The sequence below is a fragment of the Psychrobacter sp. PG1 genome (genome assembly GCF_014897815.1).
Classification (GTDB): Bacteria; Pseudomonadota; Gammaproteobacteria; order Pseudomonadales; family Moraxellaceae; genus Psychrobacter.
The window spans coordinates 1-20313 of the sequence record NZ_JABUZG010000045.1 but is presented as its reverse complement, the minus strand read 5'-3'; the positions used below and the strand labels follow the sequence as shown (position 1 = coordinate 20313).

The 20313-nt window shown below is 43.2% G+C and carries 15 protein-coding genes and 2 riboswitches; of the genes, 10 read left to right on the top strand and 5 right to left on the bottom strand.

What is annotated here, in order from left to right:
* The first annotated feature begins 175 nt into the window (after positions 1-175).
* The 6 genes from INT03_RS03635 to INT03_RS03610 all read left to right on the top strand — a co-directional run bounded on the left by INT03_RS03635 (position 176) and on the right by INT03_RS03610 (position 7994).
* Positions 176-1408, top strand: coding sequence for an RtcB family protein (locus tag INT03_RS03635; protein ID WP_193007681.1), 1233 nt, complete (start codon positions 176-178; stop codon positions 1406-1408).
* Positions 1409-1445: 37 nt separating this feature from the next.
* The gene (locus INT03_RS03630; protein ID WP_193007680.1) at positions 1446-3128 is read left to right on the top strand and encodes a DUF4209 domain-containing protein; all 1683 of its coding nucleotides are present in this window, start codon (positions 1446-1448) and stop codon (positions 3126-3128) included.
* A gap of 63 nt (positions 3129-3191) precedes the next feature.
* The gene (locus INT03_RS03625; protein ID WP_193007679.1) at positions 3192-3650 is read left to right on the top strand and encodes a DIP1984 family protein; all 459 of its coding nucleotides are present in this window, start codon (positions 3192-3194) and stop codon (positions 3648-3650) included.
* A gap of 343 nt (positions 3651-3993) precedes the next feature.
* On the top strand, positions 3994-5097 hold the full coding sequence (gene rtcA, locus INT03_RS03620; protein WP_193007677.1) for an RNA 3'-terminal phosphate cyclase: 1104 nt from the start codon (positions 3994-3996) through the stop codon (positions 5095-5097).
* A gap of 207 nt (positions 5098-5304) precedes the next feature.
* On the top strand, positions 5305-7107 hold the full coding sequence (locus INT03_RS03615) for an FMN-binding glutamate synthase family protein (protein WP_193007675.1): 1803 nt from the start codon (positions 5305-5307) through the stop codon (positions 7105-7107).
* 71 nt (positions 7108-7178) lie between these two features.
* Entirely contained in the window at positions 7179-7994 is an 816-nt protein-coding gene (locus INT03_RS03610) for a phosphodiester glycosidase family protein (RefSeq protein ID WP_193007673.1), read from the top strand.
* A gap of 144 nt (positions 7995-8138) precedes the next feature.
* On the opposite strand, the gene INT03_RS03605 is transcribed toward INT03_RS03610, so the two are convergent.
* The 5 genes from INT03_RS03605 to INT03_RS03585 form a co-directional block, all read right to left on the bottom strand.
* On the bottom strand, positions 8139-9335 hold the full coding sequence (locus INT03_RS03605; protein ID WP_193007671.1) for a globin domain-containing protein: 1197 nt from the start codon (positions 9333-9335) through the stop codon (positions 8139-8141).
* 437 nt (positions 9336-9772) lie between these two features.
* Entirely contained in the window at positions 9773-10996 is a 1224-nt protein-coding gene (locus INT03_RS03600) for a vWA domain-containing protein (RefSeq protein ID WP_193007669.1), read from the bottom strand.
* An 86-nt stretch (positions 10997-11082) separates the two neighbouring features.
* Positions 11083-11946 carry an AAA family ATPase gene (locus INT03_RS03595; RefSeq protein WP_045445446.1) on the bottom strand — a complete coding sequence of 288 codons (864 nt, stop codon included), beginning with the start codon at positions 11944-11946 and terminating at the stop codon, positions 11083-11085.
* Between the two features lie 371 nt (positions 11947-12317).
* On the bottom strand, positions 12318-12959 hold the full coding sequence (locus INT03_RS03590; protein ID WP_193007667.1) for a hypothetical protein: 642 nt from the start codon (positions 12957-12959) through the stop codon (positions 12318-12320).
* 307 nt (positions 12960-13266) lie between these two features.
* A complete protein-coding gene (locus INT03_RS03585) occupies positions 13267-13587 on the bottom strand; it encodes a YcgL domain-containing protein (protein WP_087813732.1) in 321 nt (106 codons plus the stop codon).
* Positions 13588-13822: 235 nt separating this feature from the next.
* Positions 13823-13960: riboswitch (glycine riboswitch) on the top strand.
* A 54-nt stretch (positions 13961-14014) separates the two neighbouring features.
* Positions 14015-14174, top strand: a riboswitch (glycine riboswitch).
* A 188-nt stretch (positions 14175-14362) separates the two neighbouring features.
* Here INT03_RS03585 and gcvT point away from each other — a divergent pair.
* From gcvT to gcvP, 4 genes are all read left to right on the top strand, one after another.
* Positions 14363-15550 carry a glycine cleavage system aminomethyltransferase GcvT gene (gene gcvT / locus INT03_RS03580; RefSeq protein WP_193007665.1) on the top strand — a complete coding sequence of 396 codons (1188 nt, stop codon included), beginning with the start codon at positions 14363-14365 and terminating at the stop codon, positions 15548-15550.
* Positions 15551-15619: 69 nt separating this feature from the next.
* Positions 15620-16000, top strand: a complete 381-nt coding sequence (gcvH, locus tag INT03_RS03575) for a glycine cleavage system protein GcvH (RefSeq protein ID WP_011280078.1) — start codon at positions 15620-15622, stop codon at positions 15998-16000.
* A 258-nt stretch (positions 16001-16258) separates the two neighbouring features.
* Entirely contained in the window at positions 16259-17041 is a 783-nt protein-coding gene (locus INT03_RS03570; RefSeq protein ID WP_193007663.1) for a nitroreductase family protein, read from the top strand.
* A gap of 76 nt (positions 17042-17117) precedes the next feature.
* Positions 17118-20015 (top strand): aminomethyl-transferring glycine dehydrogenase, encoded by a 2898-nt coding sequence (gcvP, locus tag INT03_RS03565; protein ID WP_193007661.1) that lies wholly within the window; start codon positions 17118-17120, stop codon positions 20013-20015.
* The last annotated feature ends 298 nt before the right edge of the window (positions 20016-20313 follow it).

Genomic DNA, 20313 nt, shown 5'->3' with positions numbered 1-20313 from the left:
ATAAATTTTTACGACCCTATTTTTTAATTGGGGAATCTAAATAGTTTAAATCAATAATATCAAATACTTATAAATAAATTTTAGATACTCTAAAAACTTGGCACGCCCTTAGCATTATATAAAGTAAGAATTATCTTCAATAATAAACAAACTTTGCAACGCTAAGGAATACAACATGCAACCAACCACTCATAACATCATTCAAGACGGTGGAACGCCTATCAAACTTTGGACCAAGGGTGTCCCTGTGGATCCAAAAGCGCACGATCAATTGATCAAAGCCTCAAAAATGCCGTTTGTATATAAATGGCTTGCGGTGATGCCTGATGTACACGTTGGGATTGGCGCGACTATCGGTACGGTATTGCCGACCAAAGAAGCGATTATTCCGGCAGCCGTTGGCGTCGATATCGGCTGCGGAATGATGGCAGTACAAACCACCTTAACCGCAAACGACTTGCCAGACAGTTTGCTTGGTCTGCGTACCGAACTAGAAAAAGCCATTCCGCATGGTCGTAGTAAAACGCGTGGTCGCGGATCACGCCGTGATGTCGGCGCGTGGGCAAACCCTGACGACACCGTAATGAACGGTTGGGGGACGCTGGTTGATGACTTTAGCTATATAACCCAAAAGCACCCTCGCCTAAAAAATACCAATAACCTTAATCATTTGGGTACGTTGGGTACGGGTAACCATTTCGTCGAGGTGTGCCTTGATGAAACCAACCAAGTTTGGATCATGCTGCACTCAGGCTCACGCGGTGTGGGTAATGCCATCGGTCGCTACTTTATTGAGCTGGCACGCGAGGACATGCGCAAGTGGTTTATCAATTTGCCAGATAAAGATTTGGCCTACTTTGCCGAGGGTACAGAGCATTTTGATGACTATTGGTTTGCCGTTGGCTGGGCGCAGCGCTTTGCCTTTAAAAACCGCGAAATCATGATGGAAAAAGCCATCAAAGCGCTACGCACCATCGTACCGAAACCGTTTGATGCTGCGGTAAAAGCGGTCAACTGCCACCATAACTATGTGGCAAAAGAAGAGCACTACGGCGAAGATATCTTTGTCACCCGCAAAGGTGCGGTACGTGCCCGCGTTGGTGAATACGGAATCATTCCGGGGTCAATGGGTGCCAAGTCATTTATCGTACGCGGTAAAGGCAACGAAGAATCGTTTTGCTCTTGCTCGCATGGTGCAGGTCGTATCATGTCACGTACTGAGGCGAAAAAGGTATTTACGGTCGCCGATCAAATTGCGCAGACTGAGGGCGTAGAATGCCGAAAGGACGCGGATGTAATTGATGAGATTCCAGCGGCGTATAAGAACATCGATGACGTGATGCAAGCGCAGAGTGATTTGGTAGAGATCGTACATACTTTGCGGCAAGTGGTTTGTATTAAAGGGTGATATTAACAATAATTTAGTTATTTTTTAGGAGATGTTTATGAAATTGCCAGATATATATATGCGAGAAGCGAGTAAAGTAAATTCTTTTCATGATATTTTTAGTTTAAAAGCATACTTATGGGACAATCCAAACGATGAAATTCAACAGAAATATATAGATTTTGAAAAAAGTGTATTCCTACTATCAGACTTAACGCAAGGGGAATTAACGCTTAGAGAAACTAATTTAATTGAGTTGAAATCATATATTCACACTAAATTAAATATAGATAATAGATACTTAAATTTGTTGTACAACATTGCTTACATTAACCTGAAGATTAAGCTAAAGGAATTTAAAGACAGGCCAAGCGATATGCTAAATGTATGGTTCGAAGAATTTAACGAACTCTCGAATGATTATAGACCAAATGATAGAACAAACTCTATTGCTTCCTTACTGAATACGTATTTGATTTTATCTAAGAGAGTTTGTGGAAAGAAATTCGATGAAAATTTAGCAAAAGCATATGCTTTTATTATTAATTTTGATAAAAATCCTGAACCTTTTACAAATTTCTGTAATGAGCAACTGTTGTCATTTTTTTCAACTGGCGAAAGAAAGGCAATACTTAGTCATTTTTTTGAGTCCTTAAAACAAGATGTTGAAAATTTAACTGATAATGAAAAGTCAGATATATTTTTGAGTGATAGCTATTTGTTCGTCTGTCTTGGAAAAATTATTGACCATAGCGTTAATAATGGTTTTGATGATTTAAAATATGAAGTAACAAATTACCTTATAAGCAATACTCTGGATCATCTAGAACGCACTGACGCAAATCCACTCATTAAGTATAGTAAGCTTCAATACTGCCTAAAGATATCAGGTTTTCATAACAATAAAGAGAAAATTAAAAATATCATACTTTTGAAGATAATTGGAGCCTCAACAGAGACTCATAACGATATGGCTAGTAATATTGAGACTTTTGAACAAAAGCTATCTAAATCTTATCAAGATTCTCTTAATCAACAAATACAAGTGTATGAAAAATACGGTGCAATAGACTGTTTATCTCACATGTCAGGTGTTTTTTTTAGTAGTGCCGAAAGCATACTTAAAAATAGTAATAGCAATACTTTTCATTTTACGATGCTAGCGAGTCAGCTTCTAATAGATGAAAGTGGATTGATTAGAGGCATAGTAAACGATGATGAAAGCAGGTTATTTCAAGATTTAAAGCAAAATATAAGCTTCTTCGTTCAAATAAATTTACCACTATTTCATAGCATCAGAGAAAAGAACAGTTTCGAAGAAGATTTACTAAAGATTGAAGTATTCAATACAAATGATGATAAGCATATTCGTAATGCTATTAGAAACTTCCTTGAAGAAGATTATCATGGATTTGTTTCTCGCTCTGTTCCTCTCATCGAGAAAAAGTTACGATTACTACTGCGAAGTCTAGGTGAAGCTGATATTTCTCCAAACAGTATAGGTGGATTCGACTTCCGTCCAATGAACGCCTTTATGTCTAGTCAAGTAATAGCTGATGTTTTTACCGAACCTGTAAGGCTTATGTTTAAAGTACTTTACGATGATAGACGCGGCTTCAACCTAAGAAACAAGATTGCTCATGGCATCGTCGAAGCTGATGAAATCAACTTTTTTCAGGCGCTATTAGTCTTGTTTACGATAGTATATCTTTCTACGGTTATTATTGAAAAAACTGATTAATAACAATAACAACTCTAATTTTGTCGAATGCGTCTATTACAACTAAAATAAGAGAGAACCAAAATGAAACTCGCAGAAGCCCTACTTATCCGTAGTGATATGCAAAAAAAGCTGGCGCAAATCAAAGGACGCATTCGCAGCAATGTCAAAGTCCAAGAAGGTGACACGCCAAACGAAGACCCAAACGCCTTGATGATCGATGCCAGCCAAATCATTACCGAGTTGAGCGTGTTGATTGAGCGTATTCACCGCACTAATGCCGTCGCTCAGACCAATGAGGGTCAATCGATGATGACGTTATTAATCGAACGTGATACGTTAGAGATGCGTCATAAGCTTTTGATGGAGGCGATTGAAGCCACCGACACCGAGGTTGATCGTTATAGCCCGCGAGAGATTAAGTGGCATGTCATGGTATCGGTTGCAGGTTTGCAAAAGCAAGCCGATGATATCGCGATGAAACTTCGCAAGATTAATATTGTTATTCAAGCCAATAACTGGCAATTTAATCTTGTTGAATAGTTATTTTTAAACCACATTTTTAAAATTTCTTGCCAGCTTAAAATAAGCTGTCGGACTCCTCTTTTGGAATCGACTGGGCGAGTGTCAGACCCCGCGTATCCACAGCAGGGGGTTGAAAACATACTGTAGTGGCTGCTACGCGTTGCGGGCAAACGCTTTTTTACAACTTATGCCCCGTACACGTCACTCAGCACAACGCACCATTTAGACCTTACTACCAGACACTGACAGTCGGTTTCAATTTTATTTTTAATGCGACCCAAAATGTATCGGAAGCATTTCAATGAGTCTATTTTAAAAACATCACAAATCAATAGTCGTCCAAACTATAAAGACATTTATCATGACTAAAACAAAGCCCAAAACTCTAAAAATCGACGGCAGTACAGGCGAAGGCGGTGGACAAATTATCCGTACTGCCCTATCGTTATCCATGCTCACAGGCACACCAATCGAGATCACCAATATCCGCGCTGGACGCGCCAAACCCGGATTGATGCGCCAGCATTTGATGTGTGTACAAGCCTCGCAGCAAATATCAAATGCCACCGTGACAGGTGCAGTTTTGGGCAGTATGGCGTTCACATTTACGCCAAGCATAGTGAAATCGGGCGATTATACGTTTGATATCGGCTCAGCTGGCAGTACCAGTTTGGTGCTACAAACACTATTGCCAGCATTATTGTTTGCCAATACCAACACGCAAACGGTATCAACCGTAACAATAAAAGGCGGCACGCACAATCCGCTCGCGCCAACCACGGACTTTTTGCAGCAAGCGTTCGTCCCTGCAGTAGCGAAATTAGGTATGCACGTGGATATCGAGTTTGTACAAGCAGGGTTTGCGCCTATTGGTGGCGGCATGATTAAAGTGGCGATAACGCCATTTATGCGCCATGCAAGCGCTTCACAATTTAACCTGACTAAACGCGGTAAGCTTAACGGTATAGAGCTGGTCGCGAGCGTGCTCAATCTAGAGTACGACATTTGCAAACGTGAGCTTGCCAGCGCAAAAGCATCATTGGTTGAAGCAGGTATTGATAAGACACTAATTACGACTAAAAGCTTTAAATTACAAGGCATTGGTGAAGGCAATAGCTGCTATGCACAAGTCACTCATGAGGTTTCTGACACCCAAAATTATAAAGAATATCACTCCGAGGTGTTCACTTTACTAGGAGAGAAACGCAGCTCGGCGGAAAAGATAGGTTGTCGTTTATCAGGCTTAGTCAAACGTTATGTATTTAACACCGACTCACTGGTCGATGAATACTTAACCGATCAATTACTCTTACCGTTGGCTTTAGCAGGCGGTGGCGAGTTTACCGCGCGTGTCGTTAGTAAGCACACTGAAACCCAAGCATGGCTCATTCAGCAATTTTTGCCCGTTGAGATTCAGCTTAAAGTGATCGATGAGCAGAAAAATTTGGTACAAGTTGTCTGTTAAAATCACGCCACTAGCAACATCAACAGTAGCACTCTGTTACCCAATTACTGCTATGCAGTGATATCATATGTGTATGATGTAGGCGATAAATCTGAGCGCTTTGTCAGTGTCTAACAATAATGGTCATAAGAAGGTGGTTTTTACCCTACTCTCTCTTTAAATCATTGTCACCTTTTTAATATTTATGTATTACTGTTGAGTGTAGCCATGCCCCAATCTCGTACCAATCTAAATCCTGAACCTAAAACCAACTCTCCGTATTTGGTCGGCTTATTGCTGCGTTATAGCACCTTTGGCGCTGCCATCTTAATATTTTTAGCAGGTCTACTACTGCTAAATTGGTGGTTAATTATTCTCGGTGGGTTTGGGGTATGCTTGGGGATTTATGACGTCATACAATCAAAGCATGCTATTTTGAAAAACTATCCCGTTGCCGGACATATTCGTTATGTACTTGAAGACTTTCGTCCTGAAATTCGTCAATATTTACTAGAAAATGACAAAGAGCAAGTACCGTTTTCACGCCAGCAGCGGGCGCTAATTTACCAACGTGCTAAGAACGTCAGTGATACCAATGCCTTTGGTACGCTAGATAATTTATACACCAATGGTAAAGAATGGTTTTTACAATCAGCGATTAGCCAACCTCTAGAAAACAAAGATTTTCGTATTATGGTTGGCGGTGAGCGTTGTCAGCAGCCCCATGATATGTCGGTATTTAATATCTCGGCGATGAGCTTTGGCAGCTTATCGGCTAACGCGATTATGGCGCTCAATCAAGGCGCAAAAATGGGCGGCTTTACTCATGATACGGGTGAAGGGGCTATCAGCCCTTATCATCGCAAGTTCGGTGGTGATTTGATTTGGGAGCTAGGTACAGGGTATTTTGGTTGCCGTGATGATAGTGGCAATTTTGACCCGCAGTCTTTTGCCGAAAAAGCGGTTGATCCACAAGTAAAAATGATTGAAATCAAATTATCTCAAGGCGCAAAACCTGGTAAAGGTGGCGTGCTACCCGCGGAGAAAATCACCCAAGAAATCGCTGATACCCGTCAAGTACCGACAGGTCAAGACTGTGTGTCGCCCTCATCGCATACAGCCTTTAGTACCCCGCGAGAATTGGTGGCTTTTTGGCAACAACTGCGCGAGTTGTCAGGCGGCAAACCTGTTGGCTTCAAACTTTGTGTTGGTCAACCTTGGCAGTTTATGGCCATTGTGAAAGCCATGATTGAAACCGATAACTACCCTGATTTCATCGTCATCGATGGCGCAGAAGGCGGTACTGGCGCGGCTCCTGTCGAATTCATGGACAACGTCGGCATGCCGATGGTTGAAGGATTTTTATTAATACACAATACTTTGGTCGGCGCAGGCATTCGCGATAAAATCAAACTTGGCGTGAGCGGTAAAATCGTCTCTGGTTTCGATATTGCCCATATGATTGCCTTGGGTGCAGACTGGTGTAATTCAGCGCGCGGCTTTATGTTTGCTGTTGGCTGTATTCAGTCACGCTCGTGCCACACCAACACTTGCCCGACGGGCGTTGCCACCCAAGACCCGTATCGTCAAAAGGCGCTGGATGTACCAAGCAAAGCTGAGCGTGTCGCAAGCTTCCATAAAAACACTCTGAAATCCCTAGCCAGTATCGTTGGTGCGGTCGGCTTGCAACACCCAAGCCAATTACAACCGTATCATATCGCGCGCCGCCTCGATGATGGGCAGATAAAACTATTATCGAAGTTCTTTTATTTTACAGATAAGGGAGCGCTACTCAATAATAGCGCCCGCGCAGATGTGTTTAATCAGATGTGGGTCATGGCGAACCCAGATAGCTTTTTAGCCAATGATGACGCCCTCATTGCTTATAATAAAGACTCACGAGATAAAGGTAGGGAAACCACCACATCGGTGGAACAGAGCCTTGGCAACTTTGCAAGTATCACAGGCGGTGGGCAGTTAATCGGTAACGTCAACAATACTTTTCGCGAATTTCCGCCTAGTAACGATTAAGCAATAGTGATTGGTACTCCACTATCTATGACTATTTGTACTTTACTCTCTATCAAAAAGACACCTGATTGATGTCAAATTTCGCTCTTCCCTTATCTTTAGCAGCAGTCGCCCTACTCTTACTAAGTATCAGTGCTTGCCAGCCAGCAAGTACTGATGTCTCTAACAGCGACACCAAAAACTGGTCGTGTCAGACTCAAGATGCCCCATTTTCCTATAGTGTTTGTAGTATTAGTGCTCAAGCTTTGACGAATGAACGCTACTCATTGAAATTGTTTTGGCAGCAGCCCGATAGTACGCAATCATTACTTACTTTTGATACGTTATTGAAGACTTTACCAGCGAATCAAACGCTTAACTTTGCCATGAATGCCGGCATGTACAATGAGAACTATGCACCGATTGGCTATACCATCATTGACGGTGAAGAGATCAAATCGCTAAATCTCAAAGAAGGCGGTGGCAATTTCCATTTATTGCCCAATGGTGTGCTGTGGTGGGATAAAGTTGGAAAAGTACATATCACAGAAAGCAACGCCTTAACCGAGCAGCTTAACAGCGGCGAAGCGAAGCCTTGGTACGCCACCCAATCAGGTCCTATGTTGGTTATCAATAACGAGATACATCCGCAATTTAATCCTGATAGTACTTCACTCAAAATTCGTAATGGCGCAGGTGCTTGCGATGACGGCCACATAAAATTTGTCAATAGCGATGAGCCGGTGACATTTTATCAATTTGCATCGTTATTTAAGAATGACTTAAACTGTCCGAATGCTCTGTTTTTAGATGGCGGGATTGCGTCGGCATTATATGCGCCCAGCATTGATAATCATGATAAAAAAGAGATGGGTGTGATGGTTGGATTGGTTGAAAATAAAGATTAGGCGATGTATCCATTTTTAAAATAGTGATAAAAATAAGATAAATTGCACTGAATAAAAAGCACTTGAGACGACTTTGTCATCCAAGTGCTTTTTATTAATATCAACAGTTAATATCAACAGTTAATGGCTAACAATAGCTAAAGATTAACCACCCAAACTCATCTTAGGACCAAACGGTTCATAATGAACGCTATCAACACCGTGATCTAGCGTCACTAGCCCATCGATCATGCTTTCCATAAATGGCATCGAGCCACAGACATAAATATCAGCAGGCTTAGGTAATTGAGCAAGCCACGCCTCATCTAATAGTTGTCCAGACTCAAAATAGAAAATATGCTTCTCTACAGTCTCAGCCTTTTCTAACAGCGTCTCCACTTCAGTATTGAAAGCGTGATGCGCATCATTTTGGCAAGCATAAACCCAGATAATAGGTCGTTTTGGATTGGCTAATACTTGTGCCTCCAACATAGATAGCACAGGGGTTACACCAACACCCGCACTCATCAATACTAGCGGAATCTCATTTTGCTGTACCAAGTCTTGATTGAGCGCAAAGTCACCTGCTGGTGCTGATAATAAAACCGTGTCACCCACTTCTAATTGGTCGTGCATATAGTTAGAGACCAAACCATGATGCTCATTGCGGTTATCGCGTCTGACCGCAAACTGAATGCCTGCATCGGTACTAGCAGAGTACAAAGAGTAATGACGTAGCGCAACATGGTCACTGTCTTTTGGATCTGTTTTCACTGTGATGTACTGACCTGCGGTTAAAGTCAATTTGCTCAGATCGATCTGTTGATGACTTTCTGCATTATCATTGGCTGGTACAACTGTAAAAGCCGCAATATCCGTAGCAGCTGCTACCTTTTTAGTCACTACAAAAGGCGCAAAACCCTGCCACATCGCTTCCTCATACATGCCATGTTCAATCTGGATAAATACTGAGGCAATCTCATCATAAGCTTCAGTCCAAGCATCGATGATATCGTCATTGGCCGCCTCGCCCAGCACTTCCTTAATTGCACCGATTAAATGCTTACCAACGATAGGATAATGCTCAGGCAAAATTTGTAACGCGCGATGCTTGTGGCTGATTTGCGTGACTTGTGGTAATAACGTCGCCAATTTATCCAAGTGCTTAGCAGCGGCTAACACGGTCGTTGCCAGAGCCGTCTGTTGACGACCCAATTTTTGATTGGTTTCGTTAAATATGTCCAACAGCTCGGGATGCTCTTCAAACATATTTCTATAAAACACCGTGGTGATTGCCGTTCCATGCTCTTCAAGGATGGGAACAGTTGCGGTGACGATTTCTAAAGTCTTTGGTGAAGCCATACTGTCTCTCTTATTAGTACCAATTCCAAAAAGTATGAGGAGCGCTGTCAAACTCGTTTAGTCTACTGAATGTAGTACTTGCACGCGCTTTTTTGCTACTAAAATGGTTGAAAATGGCATAAGTTCATTACATTGATTGGTTGATTCACATATGAAAAATGAAGTACTTAAATAAGCAACGACGACTGATTTTTACAGACGATTATCAAATTCTTGTCACCAAATTTTTCGCCGAACCAGTCAAAACGCTTCTATAAGATTCATTTAAAATGAATGTTATCATATTTTGCTGCTTATACCAATGCTGTATGACTGCAAAACTGATTATTTTCGACAAAAAAGCAGCTGCTATGCTGTCATAACGGCTGCTTTTATCAAAAAATACGGGGATTAACAGGTTTTATAAATTAGGGCGTACCTTTATCCAAACTTCAAAATTAACGCGCTAGATAGTTGGTCATTTCTTCTACCCCATGTAAAGTCATCGGATACATCTTATTTTCGAACAGCTTTTTAATCTCAACGATGGTTTGGGTATATTGCCAGTACGCTGGATTTTCAGGATTGAGCCAAGCGACTTTATCAAAATGCGCGAGCACCCGCTTAAGCCAAACAATACCCGCCTCATTGTTCATATATTCAACGCTGCCACCAACTGTCATCAGCTCATATGGCGACATTGACGCATCACCGACGAAGATAACGCGATATTCACGACCGTATTTATTGAGCAGCTCAAAGGTAGGCATCGGTGCACTATGGCGACGATTATTGTCCTTCCAAACATAGTCATACAAACAGTTATGAAAGTAAAAAAACTCTAAGGTTTTAAATTCATTTCTAGCCGCTGAAAATAGCTTTTCTAAGGCTTCAACATGGACATCCATACTGCCGCCCACATCGAACAGCATCAATACTTTGACGCGATTACGGCGCTCAGCTTGCATATGGATATCGAGCACGCCTTTTTTTGCCGTGCGTTTAATAGTCTCATGAATGTCTAGTTCATCGGCGCTACCGGTACGGGCAAACTGGCGCAAGTTTCGTAGTGCCATTTGAATTTGACGGGTACCAAGCTGACTGTCATCATCAAGGTTGCGGTATTTACGCTTCTCCCAGACTTTAGCCGCGCTACGTTTACGCGATTCACCGCCAACGCGCACGCCTTCTGGATGGTCACCATAGGCACCAAATGGCGATGTACCGCCTGTACCAACCCACTTACTACCGCCTTGATGCCGCTCTTTTTGCTCTTTAAGACGCTCTTCAAGCGCTTTCATTAGCTCCTCTAACGAGCCGTATTTTTTGAGCAGTCGGCGCTGCTCTTCGGTTAAGTTTTTTGGATCTAATTTTAAGTCAAGCCACTCTTTAGGAATGTCCGTTAATTTAGCCAATAGCTCATCCATATCCAGGCTGTCGACACCTTCGAAATAATCTGCCATTGCTCGATCGAATTTATCAAAATGGCGCTCGTCTTTGACCATACAAAGCCGAATCAACCGGTACATATCCTCACGACTGGCAAAGGTAGACAGCTCTGGATTTTCAGGATGCGGCTGCATCATCAGCCCTTGATCTAACGCGGCATTTAGGTCAAGCAGCTCACGCGTACTGACTGGCACACCATAAGTACGTAAGGTATAAAACAATTTGATAAACATAAGAGTCGCATCACTTATTGGCTGATATGGTGACGAGTGAAGCCGCTTTATTAGGGCATGTCGTCATTTTGAAAATAGCCTGTTGTTTAACGGCGCATTATATTAGCAAAGCGTTGCAACAAGCTCACATCGGCTTCATTTTTGAGCAGCGCGCCATATAACGGTGGAATAGACTTCTCACCACGTAAGTTTTCTTCTAGCTCTGCTTGCGCCATATCATCAGCCAGTAGTAACGTTAACCAATCGACCAATTCTGAGGTTGATGGCGGCTTTTTAAGCCCTTGGACATTACGCAGCTTATAAAAAATATCCAGCGCATCATTGACCAGTTTTTCTTGGATATTAGGGAAATGCACGTCAATGATTTGACGCATGGTCTCTTCTTCTGGAAAATCAATATAATGGAAAAAGCAACGACGCAAGAAAGCATCAGGCAGCTCTTTTTCATTGTTTGAGGTGATAATAACCACAGGACGCTGCGCAGCAGTGATGGTTTCTCCCGTCTCATAGACATAAAAAGACATTTTATCAAGCTCATGCAGCAAGTCATTTGGGAACTCGATATCGGCTTTATCAATTTCATCAATCAGCAACACACTGCGCTCGTTACTGGTAAATGCCTCCCATAATTTACCTGGCTTGATATAATTACCAATCTCATACACCTTATCATCACCCAGTTGCGAGTCACGCAAGCGCGATACGGCATCGTACTCATACAACCCTTGCTCCGCTTTGGTGGTTGACTTGATGTGCCACGTAATCAGCGGCATCCCTAAGCTTTCAGCGACCTCCTCCGCCAATAATGTCTTACCGGTGCCTGGCTCGCCTTTAATCAATAATGGTTTTTGTAACGTCATCGCGGCGTTGACCGCCAACTGCAAATCGTCAGTGGCAATATAATTTTGCGTACCAGTAAAGCTTTTTTTCGTTTTATCAGTCGTGCTCATAATAAAGTCTCAGTTATTGTTATAGATTAGGGCTATCAAGAGCCAGAAAAGAATTAAAGGCAATTGATGGCAAATAAATAATCATTTAGATTAGCACAGCATGATTGATTGCCAAAATACTCATGCGTTCGAAGTTGTTGAAAAACAATAGATACCTTGAAGGCCTTTTGACGGTTGATCGGCACAGTCATAAAACGTTTTTTCATAAAAAAAGACACGCATGGTGTCTTTTTTTATGGTGCTTTTCATTCACAGTATTTTTATTGATAGCGTCTTTTATGTAGCTATCATAAACCCAAAGCACAGATCCAATCATCGCTAGCAAAATGTTAATATCATTTTACTGATGGCACTTTATTAATGTTACTTTACTACTTATCAAGCTTTTCCATATTAGGCTTTTTAGCTAAACTGCTGTCTTTTTTTAAGCTAACGTCTGCTTTAGGGTTAGCCGCTAAAGGCACTTTATTAGACTGTTCAGCAACAGTGGCTTGATCGGTTAAAGTCGCGCCTTCTGTCAAATAATTGCCAGTCGTCAGCTGCATGGTGGCTTGTGTATCTTCTGCAGTACGGCTACGCGCTTTGTCTAGACTTGACTCAAAAGCACCGCGAATAAGCTGCCAGACGAAGCCCACAAACAAGCCGACCACTAACACCACGAGTATCGGCAGCATATTGGTAATCGCGCCAGCCGTGTCTTTCATCATAATCGCATAAACCACGGCGATACTAGCGGGGGCAATCACACTTGGATCGCCAAGGGCAGTGCCTGGTGCCAATAACACAGCAAACAATATCATCCAACTCACACCGCCCAACGGCCGCGGCAGCATACGAGCGACCAGCAACCACAATACCAACACAATAACGACACCACCCAGATACGCGTACATCGGTAAGTCTGCGGGTGGCACGTCTTTTACCAGCTGTCCCCACCAAATAGCAATTTCGCCGAGAATATCACTAATGGCTTCCAGCGGTAAGCTGTTTATAATACCTTTTAACCAGTCCATGCGTGTGTAGTTACCTGCGTTTATAAATTGTGCAGCGCGTTTACGCGCTTAACGATAGACAGTGTGCTGTTTCAACGAACCATAATATCGAATATATTATCGTCAAAAGCCCTTAAGACATAAGCACTTGAAACACGACCTTTTGCCTCGCCACGTATTTTTTGTCTTGTCACTCATATAGCCTGCTAGTTTATCACGACTTTCTACCAAAATGCATGAGCGCAAATGTGTCGTAAACTTTTTCTTGCTGGCTGTCATGCAACATAGCCAAAAGAAGCTGATTAAAAACTCGCTTCAAAAATACCCATTAATCATAAATATTGTCTTGTGCTTCACGCGCACGTAATTCCGCTTGGCGGCGCATCACATCTTGCGGTGGCATTTGTACAAAATACCCTTGCGACTGTAATTTTGCCAGTACCTCTTCTTTGTCAACGCGCGCAAGCGTCGGCGTATTGGCTAAGTCCAAGTGCATCACAAATTTACTGCGCCCTAAACTGGCACGAAAATCTTTTGGTAATACGCCAAGCCAATCTTTAATCTCGTCGGTATCGTCAGGATAATCAGGACGGGCAATATAGACATACATATCGTTATGTTTGGGGAATTTATAAATATCACAATGCATAATAATGACCTATCAGAAACTATCGCCATAGATTAGCATATTTTGGGTGAATATCAGTAGTCGCTTTACGTTTTACGATGGGCATTCATGCTAAATTGACTACTACCTACCAAACGTAAAACGCTTTACTTATCGATACGGTATTGATTATTCTCACAAAAAATCATTTTTGCCAAAATTATTCACTTTAATCGCCTAGATGACTTGTAAAAGCGCGGTGAACCTTTCATAATAAAAGCGTTTTTCAGGAGAGAGTCTTGAGCACGATATCAGGTGCGTTCATATTAATGAGCTGGCGCTGATAGTTGCTACTTGACCACCGAAGGCGCATCCACCCTGCCAATCGCTCAGGTAAAAGGACTGAAAAACACATGTCACGACTGTTTCACTGTCTACCGTCAATTGCGTAGCACACCCAAACATAAGGCATAACAAATCTGGAGAGCGGTAAGGACGGACGATGCCTTACCCACCGAAGGGGAGAAAATGCGACATCATTTAATTTGGTTTTTTAAGGCTGGTGCTTTTAAAAACGTGCGATGATGGTTCGTGTTGAAAATCTCAGGTTACAGGACAGATAGGGCTTTTGCTTAAACCGACGTTCAGCGTCTGTTTGGCGGATTGCGCTATTTTTCTGTGCTACCCTTGGTTGCAATGTTTGCACCTTGCAATATTGCTTCTCGCTACTATGATAAGGCACATCAGCCCTCATACTTTGATACTTGTTTTTACGACTGGTTATCGAATGCAGCTGATGTCCACATAAGGATTTGTTATGACCACTACTCAAGATAACACTGCTCAAAGCGCCAACACTTCAGCCCCTAAACGCACACCTCTTTATCAGTCTCACGTTGATAGTGACGGCAAGCTGGTGGATTTTTCTGGTTGGGAATTACCAATCCATTATGGTTCGCAAATCGAAGAGCACGAAGCGGTACGTACTGATGCTGGTATGTTTGATGTCTCGCATATGGTCGTCGCGGATGTCACAGGTAGCGATACCAAAGCATGGCTACAAAAGCTACTGGCCAATGATGTCGATAAACTCAAAACCGTCGGTAAAGCGCTATATTCTGGCATGCTCAACGAGCAAGGTGGCGTCATCGATGACTTAATCGTTTACTTGATGAACGAAAACGCTACTGAATATCGTATCGTCTCAAACGCTGCTACTCGTGATAAAGACATGGCACAATTTGATAAAGTCGCCGAAGGTTTTGACATTAGCATCACTGAGCGTCCAGAGCTTGCGATGATTGCCGTGCAAGGACCGAACGCTGTTGAAAAACTCGCGCAAACCAAACCTAGCTGGGCAGATACTTTAGCTGGTCTTAAGCCTTTCGTTGGTGCTGATTTAACAGACATCGAAGGCAAAGATTGGTTCGTCGCTCGGACTGGCTATACCGGTGAAGATGGCGTCGAAGTCATTATGCATGGTGATGATGCACCAGCGTTTTTTGAGCAATTAAAAGCCAATGGCATCAAACCTGCCGGTCTTGGCGCGCGTGATACCTTGCGTATGGAAGCTGGCATGAACCTTTATGGTCATGACATGGACGACAACGTTAGTCCTTACGAGTGCAACATGGGCTGGACACTCGCGCTTAAAGACGATCGTGATTTTGTCGGTCGTGACGCTTTGGTCAGCAAGCGTCAACAGTCAAAAGACGATAGCTCTGCCATGAAGCAAGTTGGCTTGTTGCTAACGACACGCGGCGTATTGCGTGAAGGCATGACAGTCACCATCAATCAAGGCACGGAAAATGAGCAAACTGGCATTATCACCAGTGGTACCTTCTCCCCTAGCCTAAAAAACTCAATTGCGATTGCCCGTGTGCCTGCCAGCGTATCAGATGATGATAGCGTTCAGGTCGATCTGCGCGGCAAAGGCAAGTTCGTTGATGTGCGTGTTCTTAAGCTACCGTTTGTCCGTAATGGCAAACAGCAGTTTGACTCGTAGGCATTATAAACCCTATTATTAACGTCCACTATTTTTGTTAACCATCCTCTATCATTTAGGAGAGAGACCATGAGCAATATCCCAGCAGAACTAAAATACATCGCCAGCCACGAGTGGTTACGCTTAGAAGACGACGGTACTATCACTGTTGGTATCACTGACCATGCTCAAGACCTATTGGGTGACGTGGTATTCGTTGAATTGCCAGACGTGGGCGACATCATCGCTGTTGATGACGAAATCTCTGTAGTTGAATCAGTAAAAGCTGCTTCTGACGTTTATGCCCCTATCTCAGGTGAAGTCGTTGCGATCAACGAAGCCCTAGAAGACGATCCAGAAATCATCAACTCTGACCCATATGGCGAAGGTTGGTTCTTTAGAATGAAGCCTGACAACATCGCTGATTACGAAGCACTGCTAACCGCTGATGAGTACGAAAACGAGCTGTAATCTAATCTTCACTCTCTCGCTTAAAAGCGGTGTTTTATTTACATGCCGCTACTTATAACCTTAAAAAACATAGCTTGTTATAACAGATATTGGCGTCAGCTGATATCTGTACGCTTTTTCTTAGAATGCTTATCGCTCAATTTATTGCGTCCAATCGCTATCTGATTTATTCATATCAATTACTTGTCAGGCGCTATTAAAGAGACGTACTCAATACTGCCCCAAGTTGATCACTTAATCTCAAGCATGGATTCTCATATGACCCCTGACACTGATAATCAAGCAAACGCTCAAGCAAGTTCTCAAGAAAAATTTGCCACGCCTGATAATACACCGCAGCTGCAAGCGTTTCGCGAAGTGGTTGAATCACGTCGTTCAGTCCGCCGCTTTACCGACACAAAGATACCTGATGATGTGTTAGCAGACTGTTTGCGTTTGGCCATGCTTGCGCCAAACTCTAGCAATCTACAGCCATGGGAATTTTATGTGATTGATGATGCGGACAAGCGCAAACATGCAGTGAAAAACTGCATGAATCAAAATGCAGCGAAAACCGCCGCTCGTTTAATCGCAGTCGTTGCTCGCACCGATGTGTGGCATGACCATGCCAAGCAAATATTGCGCGAATACCCTGATAAGCCAGTACCCAAAAAGGTCAAAGACTATTATACCAAAGTCGTTGCCATGGACTTCTTACGAGGACCTGCCAATGTGGTATCAGCGGCTAAATGGGGTGCGACTCAAGTGGTCAGACGTGTAAAAGGTCCGATTAAATCACCTTACTATACTTTTGAAGACACCAAAAACTGGGCAACCAACAATACCGCCCTTGCGGCTGAAAACCTAATGCTTGCACTACGCGCGCATGGCTTTGATAGCTGTCCGATGGGCGGCTTTGATGAGCCTGCCATGAAGCGCTTATTAAATTTAAGTGATGATCAACATATCATTATGATGATTGGTGCTGGTGAGCGCGCTGATAATGGCGTTTACAACAGCCAGTTCCGCTTTGACCAAAAGCAATTTGTTCATTACGTATAAAATCTTAAACCGTCATTAGTTATTATTACTATTTATTTTAGCCATCCCTTTATTACTCCCTTAACCAAGGATTGTCATGACTATCTCGCAAAACCCAACGTTTGATACCTTTAAAGGTTTATTCAACGAAGCTGAATTTGTCTATCGTCATCTAGGCTCTAATGAGACCAAGCAAGCTGACCTGCTCAGTGCCGTTGGTTATCAAGACATGGCGAGCTTCATCAACGATACCGTGCCTGAACCCGTGCGCCTGCATAAAGAGCTAGATTTGCCTGTGGCGATGAGTGAGCACGCCGCACTTGCTAAACTACGTACCATGGCAGATGACATCACGGTTAATAAGAGCTATATCGGTCAAGGTTACTCGCCTGTGCGCATGCCAGCAGTGATTCAGCGCAATGTCCTTGAAAATCCAGGTTGGTACACCGCTTATACCCCTTATCAGGCAGAGATTGCCCAAGGTCGTCTAGAAGCCTTGCTTAACTTCCAACAAGTATGTATTGATTTGACTGGTCTTGAGCTCGCTGGCGCGTCATTGCTTGATGAAGCAACCGCAGCCGCAGAAGCCATGGCAATGTCAAAGCGTGTCAGCAAAAGCAAATCAACGCAGTTTTTTGTTGATGACCGTATCTACCCACAAACCTTAGATGTTATTAATACCCGTGCCAAGTACTTTGGTTGGGAAGTGGTGGTTGGTGATTTCGAACTGGCTAAATCAGGCGATTATTTCGGTGCGCTATTCCAGTACGTCGGTGTTGAAGGCGACGTAAAAGACTTAACCGACGTCATCACTGCTGTGAAGAAAAATAAAACTTATGTGAGTGTCGTCAGTGACATCATGAGCTTGGTATTATTAAAATCACCAGCAGATATGGGCGCAGACGTCGCTTTAGGTAGCACGCAGCGTTTTGGTATCCCAATGGGCTTTGGTGGTCCACATGCTGCTTACTTTGCCTTCTCTGACAAAGCTAAGCGCTCAGCTCCTGGTCGTATTATCGGCGTCTCTAAAGATTCACAAGGCAATACTGCCCTACGTATGGCATTGCAAACTCGTGAGCAGCATATCCGCCGCGAAAAAGCCAACTCAAACATCTGTACCTCACAAGTATTGCTCGCCAACCTAGCCGGTATGTATGCCGTTTATCATGGTCCAGGTGGCGTGAAGCGTATCGCTACTCGTATCCATGCATTTGCCACTGCCTTTGCTGATGTCATCAAAAATGCTAACGACAGTAATTTAACCGTGGTACATGATCAGTTCTTTGACAGCGTCGTCGTTGATTGTGGCTCAAAAAAACTGGCCACTCAAATTTTCGAAAACGCCGACAATGTAGGCTATAACTTATGGCGTCTTGGTGAAACCAAATTAAGCGTCGCGTTTAGTGAAACCAGCGATCAACAAGATTTTAGCGTCCTAACTCAACTGTTTGTTAGTAAAGCACATGACCTACCAGAAGACGCTCGCGTTTCTCTTGATAGTGCGCATTTGCGTACCGATGCTATTTTATCGCATCCAGTATTTAACTCGCATCATACTGAACACGAAATGCTGCGTTATTTAAAATCGCTTGAAGACAAAGATTTGGCAATGAATCGCAGCATGATTTCATTGGGTAGCTGTACCATGAAACTGAATGCCACCAGTGAGATGCTACCGATTACTTGGCCTGAATTTGCTAATGTGCATCCTTTTGCACCACGTGACCAAGTCACAGGCTACGTTGCCATGATTGATAGCTTGCAAGACCAGCTGAAAGCCATTACTGGTTTTGATGATGTGTCTATGCAGCCAAACTCTGGCGCTTCAGGTGAATATGCTGGTCTGCTAGCGATTCGCCGTTATCACGAATCATTGGGTGAAACTGACCGTGATGTTTGTTTAATCCCTCAGTCAGCGCACGGTACCAACCCTGCGACAGCTATGATGATGGGTATGAAAGTAATCGTGGTTAAAACTGATGACAATGGTAACGTTGACATCGATGATCTAACTGCTAAGTGTGAAGAAAACAGTGCCAATCTAGGTGCATTGATGATTACTTATCCATCAACGCATGGCGTGTTTGAAGAAGGCATCCGTAAAATCTGTGACCTTATCCATAAACATGGCGGTCAAGTTTATATGGATGGTGCCAATATGAATGCACAGGTTGGCATGATGCAGCCTGCCGACGTTGGCGCTGATGTATTGCACATGAACTTGCATAAAACCTTCTGCATCCCACATGGCGGCGGTGGTCCAGGCATGGGCCCTATCGGCATGAAATCGCATTTAGCACCCTTTATGGCCAATCATACATTGAGCCCTGTGCATAATGCGCAAAAAGACTGCTCGGCCGTATCGGCAGCCCCTTATGGTTCAGCAAGCATCCTACCTATTTCATGGATGTACATTGCCATGATGGGTCGTGATGGTCTGCTAAAAGCCACTGAGCTTGCGCTATTAAATGCTAACTATGTCGCTGCTCAATTAAAAGACCACTACCCTGTCCTTTATACGGGCAAAAACGGTCGCGTCGCGCACGAATGTATCATCGATATTCGTCCGTTGAAAGAAGAGACGGGCATCAGTGAAAGCGATATTGCTAAGCGCTTGATGGATTACGGTTTCCACTCACCAACGATGAGCTTCCCAGTTGCGGGTACCTTGATGATTGAACCAACTGAGTCTGAATCTAAAGAAGAATTAGATCGTTTCATCAGTGCCCTAAAATCTATCAAAGCCGAAGCAATGAAAGCTAAAGCTGGCGAAGAGGGTTGGACGTTAGAAGACAACCCACTGGTCAACGCACCGCATACCGCTGCGATGGTCACCAACAGCGAATGGACGCACCCATACAGCCGTGACACAGCAGCATTCCCACTGCCTTATATCCGCGCCCATAAGTTCTGGCCGAGTGTAGCACGTGTCGATGACGCTTATGGTGATAAGAATCTCATGTGTTCTTGCCCAAGTATCGAAAACTATATGTAGTTTTCAAATAAGCATGAACAGTTGATATAAAAATAAACCTCCAAGTCAGCAGCTGATTTGGAGGTTTTTATTTTGTATGTACTTTATCTGACTTGTTATGCTCTTAGCATGGTTAACTCTAAATAAAACAAAAGATGATCAGAATAGCCTGCTACTAATACATATTTTCCTTGCTTGCTGTGCGACTTCGTCACTGTAGATGCTACGTAAAACTTATCTCAGCAGCACTTAATTCTTTTTAAATTTAATCGACTATAGTTATACCAATCCCAATAATTAAAGTTGCGCCCAAGTACGA

What these genes read in the sequence shown, in the direction of transcription:
- gcvT (WP_193007665.1), top strand. Translation starts at nt 14,363, where the DNA reads ATGACCACTACTCAAGATAACACTGCTCAAAGCGCCAACACTTCAGCC.
- INT03_RS03630 (WP_193007680.1), top strand. Translation starts at nt 1,446, where the DNA reads ATGAAATTGCCAGATATATATATGCGAGAAGCGAGTAAAGTAAATTCT.
- INT03_RS03610 (WP_193007673.1), top strand. Translation starts at nt 7,179, where the DNA reads ATGTCAAATTTCGCTCTTCCCTTATCTTTAGCAGCAGTCGCCCTACTC.
- INT03_RS03605 (WP_193007671.1), bottom strand. Translation starts at nt 9,335, where the DNA reads ATGGCTTCACCAAAGACTTTAGAAATCGTCACCGCAACTGTTCCCATC.
- INT03_RS03625 (WP_193007679.1), top strand. Translation starts at nt 3,192, where the DNA reads ATGAAACTCGCAGAAGCCCTACTTATCCGTAGTGATATGCAAAAAAAG.
- INT03_RS03590 (WP_193007667.1), bottom strand. Translation starts at nt 12,959, where the DNA reads ATGGACTGGTTAAAAGGTATTATAAACAGCTTACCGCTGGAAGCCATT.
- INT03_RS03615 (WP_193007675.1), top strand. Translation starts at nt 5,305, where the DNA reads ATGCCCCAATCTCGTACCAATCTAAATCCTGAACCTAAAACCAACTCT.
- gcvP (WP_193007661.1), top strand. Translation starts at nt 17,118, where the DNA reads ATGACTATCTCGCAAAACCCAACGTTTGATACCTTTAAAGGTTTATTC.
- INT03_RS03585 (WP_087813732.1), bottom strand. Translation starts at nt 13,587, where the DNA reads ATGCATTGTGATATTTATAAATTCCCCAAACATAACGATATGTATGTC.
- INT03_RS03600 (WP_193007669.1), bottom strand. Translation starts at nt 10,996, where the DNA reads ATGTTTATCAAATTGTTTTATACCTTACGTACTTATGGTGTGCCAGTC.
- INT03_RS03595 (WP_045445446.1), bottom strand. Translation starts at nt 11,946, where the DNA reads ATGAGCACGACTGATAAAACGAAAAAAAGCTTTACTGGTACGCAAAAT.
- INT03_RS03570 (WP_193007663.1), top strand. Translation starts at nt 16,259, where the DNA reads ATGACCCCTGACACTGATAATCAAGCAAACGCTCAAGCAAGTTCTCAA.
- rtcA (WP_193007677.1), top strand. Translation starts at nt 3,994, where the DNA reads ATGACTAAAACAAAGCCCAAAACTCTAAAAATCGACGGCAGTACAGGC.
- gcvH (WP_011280078.1), top strand. Translation starts at nt 15,620, where the DNA reads ATGAGCAATATCCCAGCAGAACTAAAATACATCGCCAGCCACGAGTGG.
- INT03_RS03635 (WP_193007681.1), top strand. Translation starts at nt 176, where the DNA reads ATGCAACCAACCACTCATAACATCATTCAAGACGGTGGAACGCCTATC.